Origin of the sequence: Rathayibacter sp. PhB186 (genome assembly GCF_003751825.1) — a bacterium.
GTDB lineage: Bacteria > Actinomycetota > Actinomycetes > Actinomycetales > Microbacteriaceae > Rathayibacter > Rathayibacter festucae.
In genome coordinates this window covers 799,248-822,883 of record NZ_RJKO01000001.1, presented here as the reverse complement: position 1 = coordinate 822,883, position 23,636 = coordinate 799,248, and the positions used below count along the sequence as shown (strand labels likewise).

Below are 23,636 nucleotides of genomic sequence, written 5' to 3'. Positions count from 1 at the left end.
CACGCGCTCTCCAGGGGCGAGGTGCCCGTGGGGAGTCGTCGTGGCAAGCCCGACCGACAAGCTGCTGGTGCTACTTGATGGATCCGCCCGCGGCGACGATCTTCTGCTCGGCAGAGCTGGAGACCTTGTCGACCGCGACGTTCAGCGTAACCGCAATGTCCCCGTCGCCGAGAACCTTGACCTTCTCGTTCTTGCGGACGGCACCCTTCGCGACCAGGTCGCTGATGGTGACGTCGCCGCCCTGAGGGTAGAGCTCCGCGAGAGCGGACAGGTTCACGACCTGGTACTCGACGCGGAACGGGTTCTTGAAGCCGCGGAGCTTCGGGGTGCGCATGTGCAGCGGCATCTGCCCACCCTCGAAGCCGACGCGCACCTGGTAGCGGGCCTTGGTGCCCTTGGTGCCGCGACCGGCGGTCTTTCCCTTGGATCCCTCACCGCGGCCGACGCGAGTCTTCGCCTTCTTGGCGCCCACTGCGGGTCGGAGGTGGTGGACCTTGAGCACGTGCTCCTTGGTCGAGGCCTGCGCGGGAGTCGTGGACTCCGCGACGGCCTGGTTCTTCTCAGCCATTAGTCAATCTCCTCGACCTTCACCAGGTGGGCGACGGTCTTCACGTATCCGCGGTTCTGAGAGTTGTCCTCGCGGACGACGCTCTGACCGATCTTCCTGAGGCCGAGCGAGCGCAGCGTGTCGCGCTGGTACTGCTTCTCGCTGACCTTCGACTTGATCTGGGTCACCTTGAGCTGGGCCATCAGGCACCTGCCTTCGACTTGGACGCGGCGGCGAGGGCGTCGGCCTCGGCACGGACGAGCCGGGGCGGCGCGACCTGGTCGAAGTCGAGCCCGCGACGAGCGGCGACGGCGCGCGGCTCCTCGAGCTGCTGCAGGGCCGTCACCGTCGCGTGGACGATGTTGATGGTGTTCGACGAGCCCAGCGACTTGCTCAGGACGTCGTGGATGCCGGCGCACTCGAGCACGGCGCGGACGGGACCGCCGGCGATGACACCGGTACCCGACGACGCGGGGCGCAGGAGCACGACACCGGCAGCGGCCTCACCCTGGACGGGGTGCGGGATGGTCGAGCCGACGCGCGGGACGCGGAAGAAGTTCTTCTTCGCCTCCTCGACGCCCTTGGAGATGGCGGTGGGGACCTCGCGGGCCTTGCCGTAGCCGACTCCGACGAGTCCGTTGCCGTCGCCGACGACGACGAGCGCGGTGAAGCTGAAGCGACGACCGCCCTTGACGACCTTCGACACGCGGTTGATGGTCACGACGCGCTCGAGGAACTGGCTCTTCTCGGAGTCGCGGCCACCGCGGTCGCGGCCACCCTGGTTGCGGTCACGGCCGCCACGACGGGGCTCGCGAGCCTCCTGCTGGGGCTGCGTGGACGCAGCGGTCTCGACGGGGGCCTCCGACACGGCGGCGACCTCGGGTTCCTTGCTCTCTGCGGCGGTCACAGGTTGAGCCCTGCCTCTCGTGCTCCATCGGCGATCGCGGCGACGCGACCGGCGTACTTGTTGCCTCCGCGGTCGAAGACGACCGCCTCGACTCCTGCGGTCTTCGCGCGCTCGGCGAGAAGCTCGCCGACCCGGCGGGCCTTGGCGGTCTTGTCACCGTCGAACACGCGGAGGTCGGCCTCGAGGGTCGACGCGGACGCGAGGGTGCGGCCCAGCGAGTCGTCGACGATCTGCACGAAGACGTGACGGGCCGATCGGTTGACGACGAGACGGGGGCGCTCGGCGGAGCCGACGACCTTCTTGCGCAGACGGTCGTGACGACGACCGCGCGCAGCGGACTTGCTCTTTCCTCTGGTTCCGAGTCCCATGATCACTTACCGCTCTTTCCGGCCTTGCGGCGAACGACCTCGCCGGCGTAGCGCACGCCCTTGCCCTTGTAGGGCTCGGGCTTGCGGATCTTACGAATGTTGGCGGCCACTTCACCGACGGCCTGCTTGGAGATGCCGTGCACGGTGACCTTGTTGTTGCCCTCGACCGTGAACGAGATGCCCGCGGGAGGGGTGACGACGACCGGGTGCGAGAAGCCGAGGGCGAACTCGATGTCCGAGCCCTTCACCAGCACGCGGTAACCGGTTCCGACGACCTCGAGGCCCTTGGAGTAGCCCTGCGTGACACCGATGATGTCGTTCGCGATGAGCGTCCGGGTGAGGCCGTGGAGCGAGCGCGACTCGCGCTCGTCGTCGGGGCGGGAGACCAGGACCTGGCCGCCTTCGACGGCGACCTGGATCGGGCTGGCGACCGGGACGGTCAGCTCGCCCTTGGGGCCCTTGACGGTGACGAGGGATCCGGCGACGGAGACGTCGACGCCCGCCGGGATCTCGATGGGGAGTCTTCCGATTCGCGACATGGGGTTACCACACGTAGGCGAGGATCTCCCCACCCACGCCCTTCTTCTCGGCCTGACGGTCGGTCAGCAGACCGCTCGACGTGGACAGGATGGCGACGCCGAGGCCACCGAGGACGGTGGGGATCTCGGTCGACTTCGCGTAGACGCGCAGGCCGGGCTTCGAGACGCGCTTGATGCCGGCGATGGAGCGCTCGCGGTTCGGTCCGTACTTGAGGGAGATGGAGAGCGTCGTGCCGACGCGCGCCTCCTCGACCTTCCAGTCGGAGATGTAGCCCTCGCGCTTGAGGATCTCGGCGATGTTCGCCTTGAGCTTCGAGCCGGGGAGGGCGATGGAGTCGTGGTGCGCGGAGTTCGCGTTGCGGATTCTGGTCAGCAGATCTGCGACCGGATCAGTCATGGTCATGGCTGATGGTGCCTTTCTCGCCTGGTTTCGGCACCCTTTACAAGAGTGACGACCTGTGGTGTGGGACGGCGCCGACGACGTCGACGCCCATGCGGCCGCGCGAGCGCAGGCCAACGAGCCATGGTACACGGCTGAGGGCCGGCGGTCGAGGGCCGACGGCCGATCCTCTCGGGAGAGGACCGGAGCTCTGAGAGTGCTTCCGGACCGCGGGGCGGCCGGATGCACAGCGAGGCCGGAGGGCGGGTGATCCGCCCTCCGGCCTCGGGGGTCGTGCTACGCGTTGTCCGCCGACTTGAACGGGAAGCCGAGCTGCTTGAGCAGCGCGCGACCCTCGTCGTCGGTCTTCGCGGTGGTGACCACGGTCACGTCAAAGCCGCGGACGCGGTCGATGCGGTCCTGGTCGATCTCGTGGAAGATCGACTGCTCCGTGATGCCGAAGGTGTAGTTGCCGTTGCCGTCGAACTGGCGGTCCGAGAGACCGCGGAAGTCGCGGATGCGCGGCAGCGCCACCGAGAGCAGGCGGTCCAGGAACTCCCACGCGCGGTCACCGCGGAGGGTGACGTGCGCGCCGATGGCCTGGCCCTCGCGCAGCTTGAACTGCGCGATGGACTTGCGGGCCTTCGTGACCTGGGGCTTCTGGCCCGTGATCGCGGTGAGGTCCTTGATGGCGCCGTCGATGATCTTGCCGTCGCGGGCCGCCTCGCCGACTCCGGTGTTCACGACCACCTTGACCAGGCCGGGGACCTGGTGGATGTTCGAGAAGCCGAACTGCTCCTTGAGAGCGGGGATGATGTCGGCCTGGTACTTGGCCTTGAGCCGCGGCTGAACCTTCGCAGCCACTGCGGTGGTGTCAGTCATTACAGTTCCTCACCCGACGCCTTCGCGTAGCGAACGCGAACCGTCTTGGTCACGCCGTCCTTGGTGACGGCCACGTTGCGGTGGCCGACCCGGGTCGGCTTCTTGGTCTTCGGGTCGACGACCGCGACGTTCGAGATGTGGAGCGGGGCCTCGATGGTCTCGATGCCGCCCTCCTTCGAGCCGCGCTGCGACTGGCCGACGCGGTTGTGCTTCTTGACGAAGTTCACACCCTCGACGACGACGCGGTTCTTCTCGACCAGGACCTCGAGAACCTTGCCCTGCTTGCCGCGGTCTCCGCCGCGGGCCTGGGTCGCGCCCGAGATGACCTGCACGAGGTCACCCTTCTTGATCTTGGCCATGACTAGATAACCTCCGGTGCCAGCGAGACGATCTTCATGAACTTCTTGTCGCGGAGCTCGCGACCGACCGGTCCGAAGATGCGGGTGCCGCGGGGGTCCCCGTCGTTCTTCAGGATCACGGCGGCGTTCTCGTCGAACTTGATGTACGAGCCGTCGGGACGACGGGTCTGCTTGATGGTGCGGACGATGACGGCCTTGACCACATCGCCCTTCTTGACGTTTCCGCCGGGGATCGCGTCCTTGACGGTCGCGACGATGACGTCACCGAGGCCGGCGTAGCGGCGGCCGGAGCCACCGAGAACGCGGATGGTGAGGAGCATCTTGGCGCCGGTGTTGTCGGCGACCTTGACTCGGGATTCTTGCTGAAGCATGTGTCTCTCCTGCTAACTCAAGCGGGCCGAGGCCTACTTGGCCTTCTCGAGGATCTCGACCAGGCGCCAGCGCTTGGTGGCGCTGAGGGGACGGGTCTCGCTGATGACGACGGAGTCGCCGATGCCGGCGGAGTTCAGCTCGTCGTGGACCTTGACCTTGGACGTGCGGCGGATGACCTTGCCGTACAGCGGGTGCTTCACCCGGTCCTCGACCTCGACGACGATGGTCTTGTCCATCTTGTCGCTGGTCACGTAGCCGCGACGGGTCTTGCGGTAACCGCGAGCGCCCGCCTCCTTGATGTCGTGGGCGGCCGACTCGTGGCCGGCGCTGTCAGTGACGGTTGCCATTACTTGGCCTCCTCGTTCGACTCGGTCGCCGCGACCTCGGCCTTGGCGGCCTTCTTGGTCTTCGGCTTCTTCTCCGCCTTGGCCGGAGCCTCGACGGGGGCGGGGGTGGCGCGGATGCCCAGCTCGCGCTCACGGATGACCGTGTAGATGCGGGCGATGTCGCGCTTGACGGCACGCAGGCGGCCGTTGGTGTCCAGCTGGCCGGTGGCCGACTGGAAGCGGAGGTTGAACAGCTCCTCCTTGGCCTTCTTCAGCTCCGTGACGAGACGCTCGTCCTCGAAGGTGTCGAGCTCGGTGGGAACGAGCTCCTTGGATCCGATCGCCATTATGCGTCTCCCTCCTCGCGCTTGATGATGCGTGCCTTGAGGGGCAGCTTGTGGATGGCACGGGTCATGGCCTCACGAGCGAGCTGCTCGTCGACGCCGGCGACCTCGAAGAGGACGCGACCCGGCTTGACGTTCGCGACCCACCACTCCGGCGAGCCCTTACCGGAACCCATGCGGGTCTCGGCGGGCTTCTTGGTCAGCGGGCGGTCGGGGTAGATGTTGATCCACACCTTTCCACCGCGCTTGATGTGGCGCGTCATGGCGATACGAGCGGACTCGATCTGACGGTTGGTCACGTAGGCCGGGGTGAGGGCCTGGATGCCGTACTCACCGAACGACACCTTGGTGCCACCGGTGGCCTGGCCGGAACGGCCCGGGTGGTGCTGCTTGCGGTGCTTGACTCGACGCGGAATCAACATGGTTATGCCTCAACTCCTGCTGCGACGGGCGCCTCGCTCTGCTGGCGGGGGGCGCGACGCGGACGGTCGCTGCGCTCGGGGCGCGACGACTTGCTGTTCGCCTGCTCCCGAGCGAGCTCCTTGTTGGTGATGTCGCCCTTGTAGATCCAGACCTTCACGCCGATGCGGCCGAAGGTGGTCTTCGCCTCGTAGAAGCCGTAGTCGATGTTCGCGCGCAGGGTGTGCAGCGGCACGCGTCCCTCGCGGTAGAACTCCGAGCGGCTCATCTCGGCGCCGCCGAGGCGGCCGGAGACCTGGATGCGGACGCCCTTGGCGCCGGCGCGCTGCGCGCCCTGCAGACCCTTGCGCATCGCGCGGCGGAAGGCCACGCGGGCGGAGAGCTGCTCGGCGATGCCCTGCGCGACCAGCTGAGCCTCGGCCTCGGGGTTCTTCACCTCGAGGATGTTCAGCTGGATCTGCTTGGCGGTGAGCTTCTCGAGGTCGGCGCGGATGCGCTCGGCCTCGGCGCCGCGGCGACCGATCACGATGCCCGGGCGGGCGGTGTGGATGTCGACGCGGACGCGGTCACGGGTGCGCTCGATCTCGATGCGAGCGACGCCCGCGCGGTCGAGCTGCGTGGCGAGGAGCCGGCGGATCTTGACGTCCTCAGCGAGGAAGTCGCTGTACCGCTGGCCCTTCTTGGTGCTGTCGGAGAACCAGCGCGACACGTGGTCGGTGGTGATTCCCAGACGGAAACCGTAGGGGTTTACTTTCTGACCCATTACTTGGTCCCCTCCTCAGGAGTGGCCAGCACGACGGTGATGTGGCTGGTGCGCTTGTTGATGCGGAAGGCACGACCCTGAGCACGGGGCTGGAATCGCTTGAGGGTGGTTCCCTCATCGACGAAGGCGCGGGACACGAACAGGTCCTGGTCGTCGAGGTACTCGTTCGAGGCATCGGCCTTGACGCGAGCGTTGGCCATCGCCGAGGCGACGAGCTTGTAGACGGGCTCGGACGCACCCTGCGGGGCGAACTTGAGGATGGCCAGGGCCTCCTCCGCCTGCTTCCCGCGGATCAGGTTCACGACACGGCGAGCCTTCTGGGGGGTGACGCGGATGTGTCGCACGCGTGCGATCGACTCCACCATTTCTCTCCTCCTTCTCGTCGCCGCGTCAGCGGCGACGGCCCTTCTTGTCGTCCTTCTCGTGACCGCGGAAGGTCCGAGTGGGGGCGAACTCGCCGAGCTTGTGGCCGACCATGGTCTCGGTCACGAACACGGGGATGTGCTTGCGACCGTCGTGGACCGCGATGGTGTGACCCAGCATCGCCGGGATGATCATCGAGCGGCGCGACCAGGTCTTGATGACGTTCTTGTTGCCGGCTTCGTTGGCCGTGAACACCTTGCGGAGCAGGTGGTCGTCAACGAAGGGGCCCTTCTTGAGACTGCGAGGCATCTTCTACAACTCCTACTTGCGCTTCTTACCGGCGGTGCGGCGGCGAACGATGAGCTTGTCGCTCTCCTTGTTGGGGCGACGGGTGCGTCCCTCGGACTGGCCCCAGGGGCTGACCGGGTGGCGACCACCGGAGGTCTTGCCCTCTCCACCACCGTGGGGGTGGTCGACCGGGTTCATCGCGACACCGCGGACGGTCGGGCGGACGCCCTTCCAGCGCATGCGGCCGGCCTTGCCCCAGTTGATGTTCGACTGCTCGGCGTTGCCGACCTCGCCGATCGTGGCGCGGCAGCGCGCGTCGACGTTGCGGATCTCGCCCGACGGCAGGCGGAGCTGCGCGTAGGGGCCGTCCTTGGCGACGAGGCGGACCGAGGTGCCGGCCGAGCGGGCGAGCTTGGCGCCGCCGCCCGGCTTGATCTCGATGGCGTGGATGACCGTACCGGTCGGGATGTTGCGCAGCGGCAGGTTGTTGCCGGGCTTGATGTCGGCACCCGAGCCCGACTCCACGACGTCGCCCTGCGAGAGCTTGTTCGGAGCCAGGATGTAGCGCTTGGTGCCGTCCACGAAGTGGAGCAGCGCGATGCGCGCCGTGCGGTTGGGGTCGTACTCGATGTGAGCGACCTTGGCGTTGATGCCGTCCTTGTCGTTCCGACGGAAGTCGATCAGACGGTACTGGCGCTTGTGGCCACCACCGATGTGACGCGTCGTGATGCGACCGGAGTTGTTGCGGCCACCGGTCTTGGACAGCGGGCGAAGGAGCGACTTCTCGGGCGTCGATCGGGTGATCTCGGCGAAGTCGGCAACGCTGGAGCCGCGGCGACCGGGGGTCGTGGGCTTGTACTTACGAATAGCCATTGTCTGTTTCCTCTACGCTTCTTCGGCTCAGCCGACGCTCGTGAAGATGTCGATGGAGCCGGACTTCAGCGTGACGATCGCGCGCTTGGTGTCCTTGCGCTTGCCGGCCCCGAACTTCGTGCGGCGGGTCTTGCCCTGACGGTTCAGCGTGTTGATCGACGCGACCTGGACACCGAAGATCTTCTCGATGGCGAGCTTGATCTCGGTCTTGTTGGAGCGCGGGTCGACGACGAAGGTGTACTTGCCCTCGTCGATCAGGCCGTAGGACTTCTCCGAGACCACCGGCGAGATGATGACGTCGCGGGGGTCCTTGTTGAACGCGGCGGACTGGCTCATGCGTTCACCTCTTCCTTCTTGGCGCCGGACTTCGAGGCGACGAACGCGTCGAGTGCGGCCTTCGTGAAGACGATGTCGTCGGAGACGAGCACGTCGTACGCGTTGAGCTGGTCGGACGGCAGGATGTGCACGAACGGCACGTTGCGGAGCGAGAGCTCGGCGATGAAGTCGTCGCGCTCGAGGACCACGAGGACGTTGCGCGACACCGAGAGGGCCTCGAGCAGGACGAGGACGTCCTTCGTCTTCGGGGTCTCGCCGAGGGCGAGGGACTCGACCACGTGCACGCGCGAGCCGCGGGCGCGGTCCGAGAGAGCACCGAGCAGAGCCGCGGCGATCATCTTCTTGGGGGTGCGCTGCGCGTAGCTGCGGGGGGTGGGTCCGTGGACCACGCCACCACCGGTCATGTGCGGGGCGCGGATCGATCCCTGACGAGCGCGACCGGTTCCCTTCTGCTTGAACGGCTTGCGGCCGGCTCCCGAGACCTCGCCACGGTTCTTCGTGGAGTGGGTGCCCTGGCGCGCCGCGGCGAGCTGCGCCACGACGACCTGGTGGATCAGGGGGATGTTGGTCTGGACGTCGAAGAGCTCGGCGGGGAGCTCGAACGCACCCGACTTGTTGCCCTGGACGTCGATGATGTCGACAGAGGTAGCCATGGAACTACGCTCCCTTCACGGCGTTGCGAACGAACACGAGGCGACCGCGCGCACCGGGGACGGCGCCCTTGACGAGCAGCAGACCCTTCTCGGCGTCGACGGAGTGCACCTTGAGGTTGAGCACGGTGACGCGCTCGCCACCCATGCGACCGGCCATGCGCATGCCCTTGAAGACACGGCTGGGGGTCGAGGAGGCGCCGATGGAGCCGGGCTTGCGGTGGTTGCGGTGCGAACCGTGCGAAGCCGAGACGCCCTTGAAGTTGTGACGCTTCATGACACCGGCGAAGCCCTTGCCCTTGGAGGTGCCGACGACGTCGACCTTGGTGCCGGCTTCGAAGACGGCGTCCACGGTCAGCTCCTGGCCGGCCGAGTAGTCGGCGGCGTCGGAGGTGCGGACCTCGGTGAGGTGGCGGCGGGGGGTGACGCCCGCGGCGTCGAAGTGACCGGCGGCGGGCTTGTTCACCTTGCGCGGGTCGATCGCACCGGCGGCGAGCTGGACGGCGGTGTAGCCGTCCTTCTCCTCCGTGCGGACCTGGGTCACGACGTTGGGGCTGATCTCGATGACCGTGACGGGGACGAGCTTGTTGTTCTCGTCCCAGACCTGGGTCATGCCGAGCTTCGTGCCGAGGAGGCCCTTGCTGGTCTTCAGCGTGGGGGAAACAGTGACAGACATGGTGGCACTCCTCCTTAGAGCTTGATCTCGATGTTGACGTCGGCCGGGAGGTCGAGGCGCATCAGCGAGTCGACGGCCTTGGGCGTCGGGTCGATGATGTCGATGAGGCGCTTGTGGGTGCGCATCTCGAAGTGCTCGCGGCTGTCCTTGTACTTGTGGGGAGAACGGATCACGCAGACCACGTTCTTCTCGGTCGGAAGCGGCACGGGGCCGACGACCGTTGCACCGGCACGGGTCACCGTGTCGACGATCTTGCGCGCCGACGTGTCGATGACCTCGTGGTCGTACGACTTCAGTCGGATGCGGATCTTCTGTCCCGCCATGTGTGATCTCTCACTCTCTTGTTATTGCGTCGTACGCCACTCCCCCGGCCGGAGCCGGGCTCGTGTCGCATAGGACGCGCTCGCGAAGGAACATCCGGAGAACCGGAGGAAGTGCACCAGTGTTCTTCTGTCAAAAGCACCGCGCTCGAGGCGCTCTGAGAGCCGTGCAGAACGCACGACGCACGGAGAGCCCGTTGAGTTGTCGGTTGTTGTCGTTCTGCTACCCGCCGCCTCGACGTCGCACTCGCGGGGCCGCCCTCTCGGGTCGAGCCGCTGGGGCGCCGTCTCGGCACTGCCTGGCAGTGTTCCACCCCCTCGCAGCACGCTGCGCGGGCGGAAATTTTGAACTAGAAGAGTCTCTCACGGATCAGGCACCCGTGCAACCCGGGCGTGTCGCGCTTTCGAGCTCCATTGCCGCCGGTCTCCGGCCCCGGAATCCCGGGTCTCACCGGACCCGGGCGACGCCGGCCGCTCACTCGAAGAGCAGAGCGCGCAGCGTCGTCTCGGCCGACCCGGCGCGGGACGGATCGATCGTCTCGCCCGCCCGGAAGTGATCGAGTACCCGCGGGTCGACGTAGCTCGCGCGAGCCACGGTCGGCGTGTTCCCGAGCACCTCCGACGCGTCCTTCATCGCCTGCGAGATCGCCCTCGTGCGCAGCCGCTGGGTGGGCTGCGGGCCCGCCTTCGCAAGACTCAGCGCTGCGGCGACCGTTCCGTGCAGAGTGCGGAAGTCCTTCGCGGTGAAGTCGTCGCCGGCGCGCTCGCGCACGTAGTCGTTGATGTCGGCCGCGGAGACCGGGCGCCAGACGCGGCCGTCCTTCCAGGCCAGGAGCCGGGCGTTCGGGCCGCGGCGCTTCAGCGCCCGGACCACGCGGGCCAGATCGTGGTCGAGGATCTCGCTCGTCCAGGCCTGGTGGCTCTTGCCGGGGAAGGCCAGTGCGACGCGATCGCCGTGCGTGGTCGCGTGCGAGCAGAGCAGCGTCGTGAGGCCGATGCTGCCGTGCTCCTTCGCGTACTGCTCGCTGCCGACCCGCAGCGAGCCGGTGTCGAGCATCCGGAAGCCGGTCGCCAGCGCGCGCTCCCGGGTCGGACCGTCGTCGCGCAGGGCGATCGTCACCCGGCGGCGGGCACCGGGAAGGGCCTCCGCGAGACGGAGCGCCCGGTCGAACTTGATCCGGTCCTTCTGCTCGCGCCAGGTCGGGTGGTAGATGTACTGCCGCCGGCCGGCGCCGTCGACGCCCGTGGCCTGGATGTGCCCGTTGGGGTACGGCGCGATCCAGACCTCCTGCCAGGCCGGCGGGATGCCGAGGTGGTCGAAGCGGTCCCGCAGCTCGGGGTCCGTGACCGTGGCGCCCTTGGGGTCGCGGTAGCTGAAGCCGGTACCGGAGCGGACCCGGCTGTAGCCGCGACCGCTCGAGTCGGTCCGGCGGAGTCGTTGAGTGAGCGGATCGGCCATCGACCCGACGATAGGGCGGGGGCTCCGGCACCGTCAGCGGGTTGACGGGCGCCCCCGGCCCTGCGCTACTCGTTGCCGAGGCGCTTGTCGGCCTGGCGCTTGAGGTCCTCGATGCGGTCGTCGTACTTGCCCTTGGTGAGGCGGCTCGCGATGTCGCCGGTCTTCTCGAGCACCTGGTCCGAGACGCCCTCCGCCTTCTCGCTGCGGAGCGTCTCCTGGACCTTCTTGCTGTTGAGCAGCTCGCCGGCCTGTCGTCCGAGCTTGCCGAAGTCCACCATGGTTCCTCCTTGATCCGTGCGGGCAGGGGGCCGCGCGAGCCTCAGTGTGGCGACACCGCCTGGACGAACGGTGCGGGACGCGCCGGGGAGATCAGAGAGCGAGGACGCGGGCCGCGGCTTCGGCGAGGGCCCGGCCGTAGGAGGGTCCGTGGCCGGCGGCGTGCACCGCGAGCGGATGGAGCTGGTGCAGCGGCACGCGGTCCTCGGACCCGGGCCGGAGCGGGTGGACCTCCTCGTAGCCGGCGAGGACGTCGTCGAGCCGGGGCAGCCCGAAGAGCGCCAGCATGGCGAGGTCCGTCTCGCGGTGGCCGCCGTGCGCGGCCGGGTCGATCAGCACCGCGCCCTCGTCCGACCACAGCACGTTGCCGTTCCAGAGGTCGCCGTGCAGGCGCGCCGGGACGTCGTCGTCGTCGAAGGCTCCGGCCCGGACGAGGTCGAGGGCGCTCTCGACGGTGCGGGCGTCGGCGGAGGACAGGTTCCCCGCCTCGAGGGCCGGGCGGAGGAAGGGCCGGACCCGCTGCTCCGCGTAGAACCGACCCCAGGAGTCCTCCGGAGTGCAGGGCATCCTGCGGCGTCCGATGAAGGCGGGGCCGGACCAGCCGGCCGGCGGCGCACCGAAGGCGGCGGCTCCCGCGTCGTGCGTGCGCGCGAGGGCGCCTCCGAAGCGCCGGGCGGCCTCCCGCGTCGGGCGGGCGGAGCGGACCTCGTCGAGCTCGATGCGGCCGGGCTCGACGAGCAGCACCTCGGCGCAGCGCGCTCCCCCGGCCTCCTCGGCCTCGGCCAGCCATCGCAGTCCCGCCGCCTCCCACTCGAAGAACTGCGCGGGAGCGGACGGGTTCGTCTTCACGAAGGGCATGCCTCCCACGCTAGTCAGCCTCCGCCGAGCGGATCGAGACCGGGACCGACCTGCACCGGGAACGACGAGAGGGGCCGCCCGCCGAAGCGGACGACCCCTCTCGAGAGATCAGTAGGAGAACCTACTTGACGATCTTGGTGACCGTTCCGGCACCCACGGTGCGGCCACCCTCACGGATGGCGAAGCCGAGGCCCTCCTCCATGGCGATCGGCTGGATCAGCGCGACCGTCATGTCGGTGGTGTCGCCGGGCATGACCATCTCGGTGCCCTCGGGCAGCGTGATGACGCCGGTGACGTCGGTGGTGCGGAAGTAGAACTGGGGGCGGTAGTTCCCGTAGAACGGGTTGTGACGCCCACCCTCGTCCTTGGACAGGATGTACGCGGTGCCCTCGAAGTCCGTGTGCGGCGTGACCGAACCCGGCTTGACGACGACCTGGCCGCGCTCGACGTCCTCGCGCTTGGTGCCGCGGAGGAGCAGACCGCAGTTCTCGCCGGCCCAGGCCTCGTCGAGCTGCTTGTGGAACATCTCGATGCCGGTGACCGTGGTCTTCTGCGTCGGGCGGATGCCGACGATCTCGACCTCGGAGTTCAGCGAGAGGGTGCCGCGCTCGGCGCGACCGGTGACGACGGTTCCACGACCGGTGATCGTGAAGACGTCCTCGATCGGCATGAGGAACGGCTTGTCCTTGTCGCGGATCGGGTCCGGGACGGAGGCGTCGACGGCGTCCATGAGGTCGAGGATGGACTGGGTCCACGCCTCGTCGCCCTCGAGGGCCTTGAGGCCGGAGACGCGGACCACGGGGGCGTCGTCGCCGGGGAAGCCCTGCGAGGACAGCAGCTCGCGGACCTCGAGCTCGACGAGCTCGAGGATCTCCTCGTCGTCCACCATGTCGGCCTTGTTCAGGGCGACGAGGAGGTACGGCACGCCGACCTGCTTGGCGAGGAGGACGTGTTCACGGGTCTGAGCCATCGGGCCGTCGGTGGCGGCGACCACGAGGATCGCGCCGTCCATCTGAGCCGCGCCGGTGATCATGTTCTTGATGTAGTCGGCGTGACCGGGGGCGTCGACGTGCGCGTAGTGGCGCTTCGGCGTCTCGTACTCGACGTGCGAGATGTTGATCGTGATGCCGCGCTGGCGCTCCTCGGGAGCGGAGTCGATCGACGCGAAGTCACGCTGGACGTTGGTCGCGGACGGGTACTTGTCCGCCAGAACCTTCGAGATCGCCGCGGTGAGGGTGGTCTTTCCGTGGTCGACGTGACCGATGGTTCCGATGTTGACGTGCGGCTTGGTCCGCTCGAACTTGGCCTTAGCCACTGTGGGTCCTCCTCAGGACTTAGGTGCAAGCATCCGCATCCGACGCCGCACGGGGCGGCACGAGGACAGGAGGACTTGCGGGGGTTTTGTGTAGGTATGTTACCGGCAGTGGTCGCGCGGGCCATCCGATGAGGATCCGAGGCGCGCAGAACGCGGCAGCAAACCCGCACGACACTACCAGGCCCGCCGCGGTTCCGCAGAACCGCGGCGGGGGTGGGACGAGTGCTACTCGCCCTTGTTCTTCTGGACGATCTCCTCGGCCACGGCCTTGGGGACCTCGGCGTAGGTCTCGAACGTCATCGAGTAGACCGCGCGGCCCGAGGTCTTCGAGCGCAGGTCGCCGATGTAGCCGAACATCTCGGACAGCGGGACGTTGGCCTTGATGACCTTGACGCCCGCGGCGTCCTCCATCGACTGGATCATCCCGCGACGCGAGTTGAGGTCGCCGATGACGTCGCCCATGTACTCCTCGGGCGTGCGGACCTCGACGGCCATCAGCGGCTCGAGGAGGACCGGCTGCGCCTTGCGCGAGGCCTCCTTGAACGCGATGGAGCCGGCGATCTTGAACGCCATCTCCGAGGAGTCGACGTCGTGCGCCGCGCCGTCGGTCAGGGTCGCCTTGATGCCCACCATGGGGTAGCCGGCGAGGACGCCGACCAGCATGGCGTCGCGGATGCCCGCGTCGACCGAGGGGATGTACTCGCGGGGGACGCGACCACCGGTGACGCCGTTGACGAACTCGTAGGTCTTGTCGGCCTCGACCTCCATCGGCTCGATGGAGATCTGGACCTTCGCGAACTGGCCCGAGCCACCCGTCTGCTTCTTGTGGGTGTAGTCGTACTTCTCGACCGTGCGGCGGATCGTCTCGCGGTAGGCCACCTGCGGCTTGCCGACGTTGGCCTCGACGTTGAACTCGCGCTTCATGCGGTCCACCAGGATGTCGAGGTGCAGCTCGCCCATTCCCTTGATGACCGTCTGACCGGTCTCCTGGTTCTGCTCGGTGCGGAAGGTGGGGTCCTCCTCCGCGAGCTTCTGGATCGCGGTGCCGAGCTTCTCCTGGTCGGCCTTCGTCTTGGGCTCGATGGCGACCTCGATGACGGGCTCCGGGAAGGTCATCGACTCGAGCACGACCTGCGCGGTCGGGTCGCTCAGGGTGTCACCGGTGGTGGTGTCCTTGAGGCCGATGACGGCGTAGATGTGGCCGGCGGTGACCGAGTCGACCGGGTTCTCCTTGTTGGAGTGCATCTGGAAGATCTTGCCGATGCGCTCCTTCTTGCCCTTGGTCGAGTTGATGACCTGGGCGCCGGAGTCGAGCTTGCCCGAGTAGACGCGGACGTAGGTGAGGCGACCGAAGAACGGGTGCACCGCGACCTTGAACGCGAGCGCCGAGAAGGGCTCGGTCGAGTCCGCGTGGCGCATGATGACCTTCTCCTCGTCGCGGACGTCGTGCGCCTCGATGGCGGGGACGTCGAGCGGGGAGGGGAGGTAGTCGACGACCGCGTCGAGCATCGGCTGGACGCCGCGGTTCTTGAACGCGGAGCCGCAGAGCACGGGGTAGATGTCCGAGTTGACGGTCAGCTTGCGGATGGCGCCCTTGATCTCGGCGACCGTGAGCTCCTCACCGCCGAAGTACTTCTCGAGCAGCTCGTCGGAGGTCTCCGCGACGGTCTCGAGCAGCTTCTCGCGGTACTCGGCGGCCTTGTCGGCCAGGTCCGCGGGGATCTCCTCGATCTCGTACTTCGCGCCCAGCGCGACGTCACCCTTCGAGTCGCCGCGCCACGTGAGCGCGCGCATCTCGACGAGGTCGACGACGCCCTCGAAGCTGGACTCCGCGCCGATGGGCAGCTGGATGACCAGCGGCTTGGCGCCGAGGCGGTTGATGATCGTGTCGACGGTGAAGTAGAAGTCGGCGCCGAGCTTGTCCATCTTGTTGACGAAGCAGATGCGAGGGACGTCGTACTTGTCGGCCTGACGCCAGACGGTCTCGGACTGGGGCTCGACGCCCTCCTTGCCGTCGAAGACGGCGACGGCGCCGTCGAGGACGCGCAGCGAGCGCTCGACCTCGACCGTGAAGTCGACGTGACCGGGGGTGTCGATGATGTTGATCTGGTTCTTGTTCCAGAAGCACGTCGTCGCGGCGGACGTGATCGTGATGCCGCGCTCCTGCTCCTGCGCCATCCAGTCCATCGTGGCGGCGCCGTCGTGGACCTCACCGATCTTGTGCGTGATACCCGTGTAGAACAGGATGCGCTCGGTGGTGGTGGTCTTGCCGGCATCGATGTGGGCCATGATGCCGATGTTGCGGACCTTGTTCAGGTCGGTGAGCACATCTTGTGCCACGGAGTTCCTCCGATAGGTGATGGAGCCAGCGCAACGGGTTCATGGCCGATCGGCTGGGATCGTGATGGTGGCGGTCGCCCGTCCACGCCGGATCCGAGGATCCGCCGCCGGGTCCGGGACCGCGGCGCACGCGCGAAGGCGCGCGCCGCGGGACCGGGGGTCGCGCTCGCCGAGGGCGGGCGCGGGGTGCGCTACCAGCGGTAGTGCGCGAAGGCCTTGTTCGACTCGGCCATCTTGTGGGTGTCCTCGCGACGCTTGACAGCGGCGCCCAGACCGTTCGACGCGTCGAGGATCTCGTTCATGAGACGCTCGGTCATCGTCTTCTCGCGACGGGCCTTCGCGTAGCTGGTGAGCCAGCGGAGGGCGAGGGTGTTGGCGCGGTGCGGCTTGACCTCGACGGGGACCTGGTAGGTCGAGCCGCCGACGCGGCGGCTGCGGACCTCGAGGGTCGGACGGACGTTGTCGAGCGCCTTCTTGAGCGTGACGACGGCGTCCTGGCCGTTCTTGGTCGAGACCCCCTCGAGCGCGCCGTAGACGATGCGCTCGGCGAGGCCCTTCTTGCCGTCCAGGAGGATCTTGTTCACGAGCTGGCTGACGACCGGGGCGCCGTAGACGGGGTCTGCGACGACGGGGCGCTTAGGAGCGGGTCCCTTACGAGGCATTACTTCTTCTCCATCTTCGCGCCGTACCGGCTGCGAGCCTGCTTGCGGTTCTTGACGGCCTGGGTGTCCAGGGCGCCGCGAACGATCTTGTAGCGGACACCGGGGAGGTCCTTCACACGACCGCCGCGGACGAGCACCATCGAGTGCTCCTGGAGGTTGTGGCCCTCACCGGGGATGTAGGCCGTGACCTCGGTGCCGTTGGAGAGCTTCACGCGGGCCACCTTGCGGAGGGCCGAGTTCGGCTTCTTGGGCGTGGTCGTGTAGACGCGCGTGCAGACGCCGCGCTGCTGGGGGTTGGCCTTCAGGGCGGGCGCCTTGGTCTTGGTGACCTTCGGCGTGCGTCCCTTTCGGACCAACTGCTGAATCGTTGGCACTGATTTGCTCCTTGAATGCTGCACGGTGACAGCGGATCGATGGTCGACATTCGGCCTGCCCGTCTCCGAGACGGCCGAGTTCATCTGGACCCGACTCCCTCTCGGCACCGACGAGCGGAGACCTGGAGGAGGAGGGGTATGCCGTGGGGGCCGCCCGATCGGACGAACCCGCGGGTCCTCGCGGACCCGGTGGAGCGAAGCGCGGCACTGCGCCGGCCCGGAGGCACGACACGAGCGCACGACAAAGCGCACACCCGAAGAATATTACGGGGAGTGACGGGGGCGGTCAACCGGACGGTGTTCGCCCTGGGCGAGAACGCGGCCCGGTAGCCTCACTCGCGCTCGTCGCCCTCCCAGCCCCAGTGCGGGGTCCCGCCGCCGGCGTCGCGGCGGGCGAGCATCGCGAGGAAGAGGATCTGCACCGCTCCGGCCAGCACGCCCGCGGCGATCGCGAACGGCGTCGCGGCGTGGTCGACGACGAAGCGGAGGATGGCGCCCGGCTCCCCCAGGCCCAGGCCGTAGATCGCGCCGCCGACCAGGAGGAAGAGCGCGTAGACGACGACCGCCGTCAGCAGCGAGGGGCCGACGAGACGGCTGACGCCGGGCCGGGCGGCGAGTGTGATCATCGAGACGAGGACGGCGAGGACGCAGACCGCCACCACGACCGGGCCGAGGATCGGGCCGGCGTCGCGCTCGGGGACGACGTCCTGGTCCAGCAGCAGGCTGAGCACGCCGAACGCGCAGACCACGAGGGCGAGGTAGAGGAAGGACGCGAACGCCGCGAGGGCGATGCCGTAGCCGAGCCCGGCGCCGCGGCCCTGCTCCCCCGGGCCGGCGGGCGTCACGACTGCGCGGCGGCGTCGCGCTCGGCGTTGCGGCGCTTCACTCCCCGCGCGCGGCCGGCGATGAGGCTCCCGCCCCAGACGCTGACCTCCCGGGCGAGCACGGCGGCCGCGGCGACGGCGAGGAGGGTCGCGGGGTCGCGGAGGAAGTCGACGACGGCGGTACGGTCCTGCGGCACGGCGAAGCCGCCGACCGCGGACCAGGCGCCGACGAGGGCCGCCGCGCCGCCGAGCAGGGCGACGAAGAAGCCGCCGAGGACGTAGGCCCACCAGCCCGCGCGGTTGACGGCGAGGACGATCAGGGCGAGGCCGACGAAGAAGGCGGCAACCGGGAGGAGGAAGACGGCCGTGAGGCCCTGCGCGAGCGCGATCGCCACGGGGTCGCCCTCGACGGCGTCGATCAGCACGCGGATCGCGGTGAGGGCGACGAGATACAGGGCGGCGAAGACCGCGGTGGTGAGCAGGGCGATCGCGAGGCCGGCGAGGCGGTTGCCCTTCCGGCGGGCGGGCTCCGGCTCCGGCTCGACGGAGCCGAGCGGGGACGGCGACGCGGGCTGCGCCTCCTGCACGGCGGTGGCGCCGGTCGCGGGACGTCGGCCGCCCGGCTCCGGCTCGGGCCAGACGTACTCCCGGGTCGGCTCGGTCCCGTCGCCCGTCGTCGGCATCCGCGTGGTCTCGGCTTCGCTGTTCCCCGTCACTCCGACAGCTTAGGCACGGGTCCGCGCGGGACGAGCGACCGCCGCGCCCACCCCGGGACGGGGGACGCCGCCGCGGGCCGGTGCGACGCCTCTGCGGGCCGGTGCGCTACTCGAGCGGGTGCAGCAGGCGGTGCAGGAACTGCCGGGTGCGCGGCTCCTGCGGCTCGCGGAGGATCTGCGCAGGGGCGCCGCGCTCGACGACCACCCCGTCCGCCATGAAGACGACCTCGGAGGCGACCTGCCGGGCGAACTCCAGCTCGTGCGTGACGACGAGCATCGTCCAGCCCTCGCCCGCCAGCTCGCGCATCAGCGAGAGGACGTCGCCGACCAGCTCGGGATCGAGCGCCGACGTCGGCTCGTCGAAGAGCAGCAGGTCGGGCCGGAGCGCGAGGGCCCGGACGATGCCGACCCGCTGCTGCTGGCCGCCGGAGAGCTCGAAGGGGTAGGCGCCGCCGCGGCCGCCGAGACCGACGCGCTCGAGCAGCGCCTCCGCCTCCGGGACCACCTCGGACGCCGGGCGGCGCTGCACGCGGAGCGGGCCCTCCGTGACGTTCTGCAGGACGGTGAGGTGCGGGAAGAGATTGAAGTGCTGGAAGACCATCGCCGAGCGGTCGCGCAGCGCGGTGAGGGCGCGCTTGCCGACCGGCCCGCCGAAGTCGAGCACCGAGCCGTCCGCGAGCTCGAGCAGGCCGCCGTCGGGGACCTCGAGGCTGTTCAACGAGCGCAGCACCGTCGTCTTGCCCGAGCCGGACGGGCCGATCAGCGCGATGACCTGACCGCGGCGGATCTCGAGGTCGATGCCGCGGAGGACCTCGACTCCGCTGAAGGACTTGCGCAGCCCCGTGGCGCGGAGGACGGGCCGGTCGCCGTCGGCGGGGCGGCCTGCGGTGCCGGAGGGGGCGTCAACGGGCGACATAGCGGTCCAATCGCTTCTCGAGGAGGCTCTGGCCGCTGGAGAGGACGAGGCAGATGAGCCAGTAGATGAGGGCGGCCTCGAGGTAGAGCAGCATGAACTCGCTCGAGGCGGTGGCGATCTTCTGCGCCTGGCGGAAGAGCTCGGTCACCAGGATCAGCGAGGCGAGCGAGGTGTCCTTGACCAGCGAGATGAACGTGTTGGAGAGCGGCGGCACCGAGACGCGCGCGGCCTGCGGCAGGATGATCCGCCTCAGGGCGAGACCGCGGCCCATGCCGATGGTGTGCGCCGCCTCCCACTGCCCCTTGGGCACGCTGAGGATCGCGGCGCGGATGACCTCGGCCGCGTAGCCGCCGACGTTCAGGGCGAAGGCGATGATCGCGCTCGGCCAGGGGTCGATCTTGACGCCCAGGCTGGGCAGGCCGTAGAAGATCACGAAGAGCTGCACCAGGAGCGGGGTGCCGCGGATCACGGAGATGTACGCCCGGGCGATCCAGGCCAGGACCTTCACCCGCGAGAGGCGCATCAGCGCGACGGCCAGCGCGAGGGCCAGGCCGAGCACGAAGCTCGACAGCGCCAGCGGGATCGTGCCGACGATGCCGCCCGACAGGATCGGCCAGAACGACCTGAAGAACAGTTCCATCTTGTCTTCTCCCGCCGGAGGCGGGAGAAGACCGCGGTCGGCTTGTCGAGGTGGATGCGTGGGGCAGAGCGGGTCGCGTCCGCTTCCGAGAAATGCTGGCACGCATGCGGTGCTGCTGTGTCTTCTTCCTCTGAAGCGGAAGAAGACCGCGGTCGGCTTCTCGAGTTGGCGCGTGAGCAGAGCGGGTCGCGTCCGCTCCCGAGAAATGCTGGCACGCATTTCTCGGGGCCGCTCGGCCTTGCGAAGCGGGGGTGTCGGCCGACCCATGCTGGTCGAGCAGCCCCGGAGGGACGGATCGCGACCCACCGTGGCCGAGACGGTGGTCTGCAGTCTCGCGTCTCGGCGACGGTGGATCTCGATACGCCCGCTGCGCGGGCTACTCGATCAGCATGTCGCAGCCGACCGTCGGAAGCGGCGACCAGCGCCGCAGGCGTCCTTCTTGCTGGTCGAGCAGCCCCGGAGGGGCGTATCGAGACCCACCGCCTGAGGCCTGGCTACTGGGAGACGTCGGCGCCGAAGTAGCGCTCGGAGATGGAGGCGAGGGTGCCGTCGGCCCGCAGCTCGTCGAGGGCGCCGTCGACCGCGGCGACGAGGTCGTCCGAGCCCTTCGGGAAGGTGAAGGCGCTGGAGGAGCTGTCGTCTGTCGTCACGGCGACCTTGAGGCCAGCGGCCTGGTCGGGGTAGGTCGTCGACCAGTCCAGCCAGGTGAGACGGTCGTTGAGGGTCGCGTCCACACGGCCCTGCTCGACGAGGGCGACGGCCTGGGCCCAGCCCTCGACGCCCTCGACGGTCGCGCCGCTGTCCTGCGCGAGCGTGTACCAGTTGCTCGAGAGCGACTGCGCGGTGGTCTTGCCGGAGAGCGAGTCCAGCGAGGTGATCTCGGTGTCGTCGGCCGGCACGACGACCACGCCGGGGCTCACCGAGTACGGCTCGGAGAAGTCGTACTTCGCGCTGCGCTCGTCGTTGATCGAGACCTGGTTGGCGATCACGTCGAAGCGGCCGCCGTCCAGTCCCGCGAACATCGCGTCCCACTGCGTCTCCTCGAACTCCGGCTCGACGCCGAGCTTCTCGGCGACCGCGGTGATCACCTCGACGTCGTAGCCGGTGAGGTCGCCCGTGCCGCCGTCCGCGTGGAAGGAGAACGGGGAGTAGGTGCCCTCGGTGCCGATGGTCAGCTTCCCGGACTCCTCGACCTCGGCGAGCGTCAGCCCGGAGGCGGTCGAGGCGGTGCTGTCGTCGCTGGAGCCGGAGACCACGTCGTCGGTGGAGGCGGGGGCGCAGCCGGCGAGGACGAGGGCGGCGGCGGCCGCGGTCGTGCCGAGCAGGATGCGCAGCGAGGTGCGGGCGGGGAGGAGCGTCACAGTGTCTTTCCTTCGGTGCATCGCGGTGTCTCACGACCGGATCGCGGCCGGAGCCGCGCACGGTTCGGTGGGGTGGGGAGGAGCGGACGGCGATCGATCGCACGCGTCCGCACCCTCCACCCAACCAGCGGGAGGGGGACCGCTATTCCCGGATGTCGCCGTGTGACGCCGGACGGGCACCGAGCCCCGCGAGGAACGACTCCGCGCCGGCGACCTCGTCCGCCGTCAGGCCGGCGGCCGCCTCGGGCACGATCAGGTGGAAGGGGGTCTCCTGCTCGCGGGCCCAGTCGAAGGCGTCGCCGCGGAGGTTGTCGTCGATCCAGACGACGGCGTCGATCGCGAACCTGTCCCGTGCCTGCTCGAGCCAGACGGCGACGGGCTGGAGCTTGCCGGTCTGCCCGGGGAAGCGCGGGTCGCGCGGGAGTCCACCGCCGAAGACGATCGCCTCGGTGCCGGCCGGCAGACCGAGATCGTCCGCGAGCACCGAGGTGAGCTTCGGCGGCCAGGTGGTGGCCCAGACGATCGTGCCGACGGCGGCGAGGCGGCGCACCAGGTCCTCGCGCTCGGGCTCGAGCATCAGCCGGTGGCCGCCCGCCGCGCGGTCGCTCGAGACGGACGGGTTCAGGACGCCGTCGACGTCGAGCAGGATGAGGGCGGCCATGGCTGCAACCGTAGCCGCGGCCGCGGTCCGGCGCGAGGCGGGAGCGCCCGCTAGCGTGGGCGGGTGCCCCCCTCCGCCCGTCTCCCCGGTGGGGCCCTGGTCTCGCTCGAGCCCGACCCGATCCGCGAGGGCTCGCTGGTGCTGGAGATCGACGGCTCGGAGCAGTCCCTGATCGATCTCCGCGCGCCCGAGCAGCTCGGCCTCGAGTACCTGGCCCGGCTCGGCTCCGCGGTCGACGCGCTCGGGCCGGCGGGAGCGCCCGTGACGGTCCTCCACCTCGGTGCGGGCGCGCTGGCGCTCGCGCGCTACGTCGCCGCCACCCGCCCTGGCTCCGAGCAGACGGTCGTCGAGCGCGCCGCCGGGCTGGTCGAGTTCGTGCTGGCGCACGCACCGCTCCCCACCGGGACGAGGCTGCGCAGCGTCACCGCGGACGCCGCCGGACCCCTCGCCGTGCCGCGGGCCGACCTCGTCGTGCTGGACGTCTACGACGGCGACGAGATCCCGGAGCCCTTCTACCGCACCGAGGTGCTCGGCGGTCTCGCCGGGCTGGTCGAGGGCGTCGGCCTGCTCGCGGTCAACGTCGCCGACGACGCCGATCACCGGCGCCTGCGGCGGCTCCGGCGGGAGGTGCAGCGCGTGCTGCCGGTGGTCGCCGCCGTCGGTCCGCTCAGCTACGCCGAGGGGCGCGGGAGCGGCAACGCGATCCTGCTCGCCTCACGAGGCGACCTCGCCACGCACGCCGCCGCCCGTCTCCTGCAGGCCGGGCCGCACCCGGTCGCGGCCGTTGCGGATCGCGACGTCGTGCCCGTCGAGGTGGCGGTAGAAGTCGACCCGTGACTCCAGCGCGATGCCGGCGTCGAGGTACTTGGCCTTGATCCGCTTGATGTAGGTGCGCACGGTGTGCTCGGCGATCCGCATGTCGAGGGCGACGTCCTTGACCGCCGTGCCGGACCCGTAGGAGCGCATGACGCGGCTCTCCTGCCGGCTGAGCACGGGCCGGCGGTGCTCGCCGGCGGCGAGGAAGCGGTGCCGGGCCGCCTCCGAGATCCAGGAGCGGCCGGACGCGACCGACACCAGGGCCGCGACGAGCTCGCCCGGCTCGTCGCCCTTCCAGACGAAGGCGGTGCGCTCGAGGCGGAGCACGGCGCGGACGGCCTCGAGCGAGTCCGACGCGGACAGCACCACCAGGCCGCGATGCCGCGCGCTGACCTCCGCGAGCGTGCTGGTCAGCACCTCGGGCGCGACCCGGTCGAGGTCCAGGACCGCGATCGTGTCCGCCTCGGCGGCGTCCGGGTCCGCGACACTCAGGTGCGGGAGGACGTCGACGAGGAGCGCCGCGAGAGCCGCGCGCTCGATGGACAGACCGCTCACCACGGTCACAGCGAACTTCTCGAATTCCGCCACGGAAACCCCTTGCGAGGACGGTCGGGTCCGTCCTGGATCGAACCGTAGCGAAAGGAGGACCGGCCGAGCCACGCACGGGACATTCCGTCCCGACGACCATCAGCGCATCTCCGCCGAC

The 23,636-nt window shown here is 69.3% G+C and carries 34 protein-coding genes; all 34 read right to left on the bottom strand.

The window, feature by feature from the left end:
- Positions 1-70: 70 nt before the first annotated feature.
- The gene (rplO, locus tag EDF45_RS03865) at positions 71-568 is read right to left on the bottom strand and encodes a 50S ribosomal protein L15 (RefSeq protein ID WP_123445055.1); all 498 of its coding nucleotides are present in this window, start codon (positions 566-568) and stop codon (positions 71-73) included.
- A complete protein-coding gene (rpmD, locus tag EDF45_RS03860; protein ID WP_173232138.1) occupies positions 568-750 on the bottom strand; it encodes a 50S ribosomal protein L30 in 183 nt (60 codons plus the stop codon). Before rpmD ends, rplO begins: the two co-directional genes overlap by 1 nt.
- Positions 750-1,454 carry a 30S ribosomal protein S5 gene (gene rpsE / locus EDF45_RS03855; RefSeq protein WP_123445054.1) on the bottom strand — a complete coding sequence of 235 codons (705 nt, stop codon included), beginning with the start codon at positions 1,452-1,454 and terminating at the stop codon, positions 750-752. Before rpsE ends, rpmD begins: the two co-directional genes overlap by 1 nt.
- Positions 1,451-1,822 (bottom strand): 50S ribosomal protein L18, encoded by a 372-nt coding sequence (gene rplR / locus EDF45_RS03850; protein WP_123445053.1) that lies wholly within the window; start codon positions 1,820-1,822, stop codon positions 1,451-1,453. Before rplR ends, rpsE begins: the two co-directional genes overlap by 4 nt.
- 2 nt (positions 1,823-1,824) lie before the next feature.
- Positions 1,825-2,361 (bottom strand): 50S ribosomal protein L6, encoded by a 537-nt coding sequence (gene rplF, locus EDF45_RS03845; protein WP_123445052.1) that lies wholly within the window; start codon positions 2,359-2,361, stop codon positions 1,825-1,827.
- A 4-nt stretch (positions 2,362-2,365) separates the two neighbouring features.
- On the bottom strand, positions 2,366-2,764 hold the full coding sequence (rpsH, locus tag EDF45_RS03840; RefSeq protein ID WP_123445051.1) for a 30S ribosomal protein S8: 399 nt from the start codon (positions 2,762-2,764) through the stop codon (positions 2,366-2,368).
- Between the two features lie 273 nt (positions 2,765-3,037).
- A complete protein-coding gene (gene rplE / locus EDF45_RS03835) occupies positions 3,038-3,622 on the bottom strand; it encodes a 50S ribosomal protein L5 (RefSeq protein WP_123445050.1) in 585 nt (194 codons plus the stop codon).
- The gene (rplX, locus tag EDF45_RS03830; RefSeq protein WP_123445049.1) at positions 3,622-3,981 is read right to left on the bottom strand and encodes a 50S ribosomal protein L24; all 360 of its coding nucleotides are present in this window, start codon (positions 3,979-3,981) and stop codon (positions 3,622-3,624) included. Before rplX ends, rplE begins: the two co-directional genes overlap by 1 nt.
- A 2-nt stretch (positions 3,982-3,983) precedes the next feature.
- Complete coding sequence (gene rplN / locus EDF45_RS03825; protein WP_123445048.1) at positions 3,984-4,352, bottom strand: 50S ribosomal protein L14; 369 nt, start codon at positions 4,350-4,352, stop codon at positions 3,984-3,986.
- Positions 4,353-4,385: 33 nt separating this feature from the next.
- Positions 4,386-4,700, bottom strand: coding sequence for a 30S ribosomal protein S17 (gene rpsQ / locus EDF45_RS03820; protein ID WP_123445047.1), 315 nt, complete (start codon positions 4,698-4,700; stop codon positions 4,386-4,388).
- A complete protein-coding gene (gene rpmC / locus EDF45_RS03815) occupies positions 4,700-5,026 on the bottom strand; it encodes a 50S ribosomal protein L29 (protein WP_123445046.1) in 327 nt (108 codons plus the stop codon). The genes rpsQ and rpmC overlap by 1 nt, the downstream gene beginning before the upstream one ends.
- A complete protein-coding gene (rplP, locus tag EDF45_RS03810; RefSeq protein ID WP_123445045.1) occupies positions 5,026-5,445 on the bottom strand; it encodes a 50S ribosomal protein L16 in 420 nt (139 codons plus the stop codon). The genes rpmC and rplP overlap by 1 nt, the downstream gene beginning before the upstream one ends.
- Positions 5,446-5,447: 2 nt before the next feature.
- Positions 5,448-6,206, bottom strand: a complete 759-nt coding sequence (gene rpsC, locus EDF45_RS03805; protein ID WP_056037327.1) for a 30S ribosomal protein S3 — start codon at positions 6,204-6,206, stop codon at positions 5,448-5,450.
- On the bottom strand, positions 6,206-6,571 hold the full coding sequence (gene rplV, locus EDF45_RS03800) for a 50S ribosomal protein L22 (protein ID WP_123445044.1): 366 nt from the start codon (positions 6,569-6,571) through the stop codon (positions 6,206-6,208). The genes rpsC and rplV overlap by 1 nt, the downstream gene beginning before the upstream one ends.
- A gap of 25 nt (positions 6,572-6,596) precedes the next feature.
- The gene (gene rpsS / locus EDF45_RS03795) at positions 6,597-6,878 is read right to left on the bottom strand and encodes a 30S ribosomal protein S19 (RefSeq protein WP_055787078.1); all 282 of its coding nucleotides are present in this window, start codon (positions 6,876-6,878) and stop codon (positions 6,597-6,599) included.
- 12 nt (positions 6,879-6,890) lie between these two features.
- Entirely contained in the window at positions 6,891-7,730 is an 840-nt protein-coding gene (rplB, locus tag EDF45_RS03790) for a 50S ribosomal protein L2 (RefSeq protein WP_123445043.1), read from the bottom strand.
- Between the two features lie 27 nt (positions 7,731-7,757).
- Entirely contained in the window at positions 7,758-8,066 is a 309-nt protein-coding gene (rplW, locus tag EDF45_RS03785; RefSeq protein ID WP_123445042.1) for a 50S ribosomal protein L23, read from the bottom strand.
- The gene (gene rplD, locus EDF45_RS03780; protein WP_123735029.1) at positions 8,063-8,719 is read right to left on the bottom strand and encodes a 50S ribosomal protein L4; all 657 of its coding nucleotides are present in this window, start codon (positions 8,717-8,719) and stop codon (positions 8,063-8,065) included. The genes rplW and rplD overlap by 4 nt, the downstream gene beginning before the upstream one ends.
- Before the next feature lie 4 nt (positions 8,720-8,723).
- Complete coding sequence (gene rplC, locus EDF45_RS03775; protein ID WP_104224566.1) at positions 8,724-9,392, bottom strand: 50S ribosomal protein L3; 669 nt, start codon at positions 9,390-9,392, stop codon at positions 8,724-8,726.
- Positions 9,393-9,406: 14 nt separating this feature from the next.
- The gene (gene rpsJ, locus EDF45_RS03770; RefSeq protein ID WP_005050520.1) at positions 9,407-9,715 is read right to left on the bottom strand and encodes a 30S ribosomal protein S10; all 309 of its coding nucleotides are present in this window, start codon (positions 9,713-9,715) and stop codon (positions 9,407-9,409) included.
- A gap of 472 nt (positions 9,716-10,187) precedes the next feature.
- Positions 10,188-11,171 carry a DNA topoisomerase IB gene (locus EDF45_RS03765; RefSeq protein WP_123735028.1) on the bottom strand — a complete coding sequence of 328 codons (984 nt, stop codon included), beginning with the start codon at positions 11,169-11,171 and terminating at the stop codon, positions 10,188-10,190.
- A gap of 65 nt (positions 11,172-11,236) precedes the next feature.
- On the bottom strand, positions 11,237-11,449 hold the full coding sequence (locus EDF45_RS03760; RefSeq protein WP_123735027.1) for an antitoxin: 213 nt from the start codon (positions 11,447-11,449) through the stop codon (positions 11,237-11,239).
- Between the two features lie 91 nt (positions 11,450-11,540).
- Complete coding sequence (locus tag EDF45_RS03755; protein WP_123735026.1) at positions 11,541-12,305, bottom strand: fructosamine kinase family protein; 765 nt, start codon at positions 12,303-12,305, stop codon at positions 11,541-11,543.
- 121 nt (positions 12,306-12,426) lie between these two features.
- Entirely contained in the window at positions 12,427-13,620 is a 1,194-nt protein-coding gene (gene tuf / locus EDF45_RS03750; RefSeq protein ID WP_123445037.1) for an elongation factor Tu, read from the bottom strand.
- 225 nt (positions 13,621-13,845) lie between these two features.
- On the bottom strand, positions 13,846-15,960 hold the full coding sequence (gene fusA, locus EDF45_RS03745) for an elongation factor G (protein ID WP_123445036.1): 2,115 nt from the start codon (positions 15,958-15,960) through the stop codon (positions 13,846-13,848).
- Between the two features lie 191 nt (positions 15,961-16,151).
- On the bottom strand, positions 16,152-16,622 hold the full coding sequence (gene rpsG / locus EDF45_RS03740) for a 30S ribosomal protein S7 (RefSeq protein WP_056037355.1): 471 nt from the start codon (positions 16,620-16,622) through the stop codon (positions 16,152-16,154).
- Positions 16,622-16,996 (bottom strand): 30S ribosomal protein S12, encoded by a 375-nt coding sequence (gene rpsL, locus EDF45_RS03735; protein ID WP_011186743.1) that lies wholly within the window; start codon positions 16,994-16,996, stop codon positions 16,622-16,624. The genes rpsG and rpsL overlap by 1 nt, the downstream gene beginning before the upstream one ends.
- Before the next feature lie 332 nt (positions 16,997-17,328).
- Positions 17,329-17,841: a DUF6121 family protein gene (locus EDF45_RS03730; RefSeq protein ID WP_123735025.1), complete on the bottom strand. Its 513-nt coding sequence runs from the start codon at positions 17,839-17,841 to the stop codon at positions 17,329-17,331.
- Positions 17,838-18,536 (bottom strand): hypothetical protein, encoded by a 699-nt coding sequence (locus EDF45_RS03725; RefSeq protein ID WP_148060214.1) that lies wholly within the window; start codon positions 18,534-18,536, stop codon positions 17,838-17,840. Before EDF45_RS03725 ends, EDF45_RS03730 begins: the two co-directional genes overlap by 4 nt.
- A gap of 106 nt (positions 18,537-18,642) precedes the next feature.
- Positions 18,643-19,452 (bottom strand): amino acid ABC transporter ATP-binding protein, encoded by an 810-nt coding sequence (locus EDF45_RS03720; protein ID WP_123735023.1) that lies wholly within the window; start codon positions 19,450-19,452, stop codon positions 18,643-18,645.
- The gene (locus EDF45_RS03715) at positions 19,439-20,092 is read right to left on the bottom strand and encodes an amino acid ABC transporter permease (RefSeq protein WP_123445032.1); all 654 of its coding nucleotides are present in this window, start codon (positions 20,090-20,092) and stop codon (positions 19,439-19,441) included. The genes EDF45_RS03720 and EDF45_RS03715 overlap by 14 nt, the downstream gene beginning before the upstream one ends.
- 494 nt (positions 20,093-20,586) lie before the next feature.
- Positions 20,587-21,453, bottom strand: coding sequence for an amino acid ABC transporter substrate-binding protein (locus EDF45_RS03710; protein WP_374204781.1), 867 nt, complete (start codon positions 21,451-21,453; stop codon positions 20,587-20,589).
- Positions 21,454-21,595: 142 nt separating this feature from the next.
- Complete coding sequence (locus tag EDF45_RS03705; protein WP_123735021.1) at positions 21,596-22,114, bottom strand: HAD domain-containing protein; 519 nt, start codon at positions 22,112-22,114, stop codon at positions 21,596-21,598.
- 714 nt (positions 22,115-22,828) lie between these two features.
- Positions 22,829-23,518, bottom strand: a complete 690-nt coding sequence (locus EDF45_RS03700; protein WP_123735020.1) for a LuxR C-terminal-related transcriptional regulator — start codon at positions 23,516-23,518, stop codon at positions 22,829-22,831.
- Positions 23,519-23,636: the final 118 nt, after the last annotated feature.

Coding starts and splice junctions, on each gene's coding strand:
- rpsQ (WP_123445047.1), bottom strand. CDS start 4,700: ATGGCAACCGTCACTGACAGCGCCGGCCACGAGTCGGCCGCCCACGAC.
- rplP (WP_123445045.1), bottom strand. CDS start 5,445: ATGTTGATTCCGCGTCGAGTCAAGCACCGCAAGCAGCACCACCCGGGC.
- rpsH (WP_123445051.1), bottom strand. CDS start 2,764: ATGACCATGACTGATCCGGTCGCAGATCTGCTGACCAGAATCCGCAAC.
- rpsC (WP_056037327.1), bottom strand. CDS start 6,206: ATGGGTCAGAAAGTAAACCCCTACGGTTTCCGTCTGGGAATCACCACC.
- rplB (WP_123445043.1), bottom strand. CDS start 7,730: ATGGCTATTCGTAAGTACAAGCCCACGACCCCCGGTCGCCGCGGCTCC.
- rplE (WP_123445050.1), bottom strand. CDS start 3,622: ATGACTGACACCACCGCAGTGGCTGCGAAGGTTCAGCCGCGGCTCAAG.
- rplX (WP_123445049.1), bottom strand. CDS start 3,981: ATGGCCAAGATCAAGAAGGGTGACCTCGTGCAGGTCATCTCGGGCGCG.
- EDF45_RS03705 (WP_123735021.1), bottom strand. CDS start 22,114: ATGGCCGCCCTCATCCTGCTCGACGTCGACGGCGTCCTGAACCCGTCC.
- rplC (WP_104224566.1), bottom strand. CDS start 9,392: ATGTCTGTCACTGTTTCCCCCACGCTGAAGACCAGCAAGGGCCTCCTC.
- rplR (WP_123445053.1), bottom strand. CDS start 1,822: ATGGGACTCGGAACCAGAGGAAAGAGCAAGTCCGCTGCGCGCGGTCGT.
- rpsJ (WP_005050520.1), bottom strand. CDS start 9,715: ATGGCGGGACAGAAGATCCGCATCCGACTGAAGTCGTACGACCACGAG.
- rplO (WP_123445055.1), bottom strand. CDS start 568: ATGGCTGAGAAGAACCAGGCCGTCGCGGAGTCCACGACTCCCGCGCAG.
- EDF45_RS03715 (WP_123445032.1), bottom strand. CDS start 20,092: ATGGAACTGTTCTTCAGGTCGTTCTGGCCGATCCTGTCGGGCGGCATC.
- rplV (WP_123445044.1), bottom strand. CDS start 6,571: ATGGTGGAGTCGATCGCACGCGTGCGACACATCCGCGTCACCCCCCAG.
- EDF45_RS03755 (WP_123735026.1), bottom strand. CDS start 12,305: ATGCCCTTCGTGAAGACGAACCCGTCCGCTCCCGCGCAGTTCTTCGAG.
- rplN (WP_123445048.1), bottom strand. CDS start 4,352: ATGCTTCAGCAAGAATCCCGAGTCAAGGTCGCCGACAACACCGGCGCC.
- rplW (WP_123445042.1), bottom strand. CDS start 8,066: ATGAGCCAGTCCGCCGCGTTCAACAAGGACCCCCGCGACGTCATCATC.
- rpmC (WP_123445046.1), bottom strand. CDS start 5,026: ATGGCGATCGGATCCAAGGAGCTCGTTCCCACCGAGCTCGACACCTTC.
- rplD (WP_123735029.1), bottom strand. CDS start 8,719: ATGGCTACCTCTGTCGACATCATCGACGTCCAGGGCAACAAGTCGGGT.
- EDF45_RS03760 (WP_123735027.1), bottom strand. CDS start 11,449: ATGGTGGACTTCGGCAAGCTCGGACGACAGGCCGGCGAGCTGCTCAAC.
- rpmD (WP_173232138.1), bottom strand. CDS start 750: ATGGCCCAGCTCAAGGTGACCCAGATCAAGTCGAAGGTCAGCGAGAAG.
- EDF45_RS03765 (WP_123735028.1), bottom strand. CDS start 11,171: ATGGCCGATCCGCTCACTCAACGACTCCGCCGGACCGACTCGAGCGGT.
- rplF (WP_123445052.1), bottom strand. CDS start 2,361: ATGTCGCGAATCGGAAGACTCCCCATCGAGATCCCGGCGGGCGTCGAC.
- rpsS (WP_055787078.1), bottom strand. CDS start 6,878: ATGCCTCGCAGTCTCAAGAAGGGCCCCTTCGTTGACGACCACCTGCTC.
- EDF45_RS03720 (WP_123735023.1), bottom strand. CDS start 19,452: ATGTCGCCCGTTGACGCCCCCTCCGGCACCGCAGGCCGCCCCGCCGAC.
- rpsG (WP_056037355.1), bottom strand. CDS start 16,622: ATGCCTCGTAAGGGACCCGCTCCTAAGCGCCCCGTCGTCGCAGACCCC.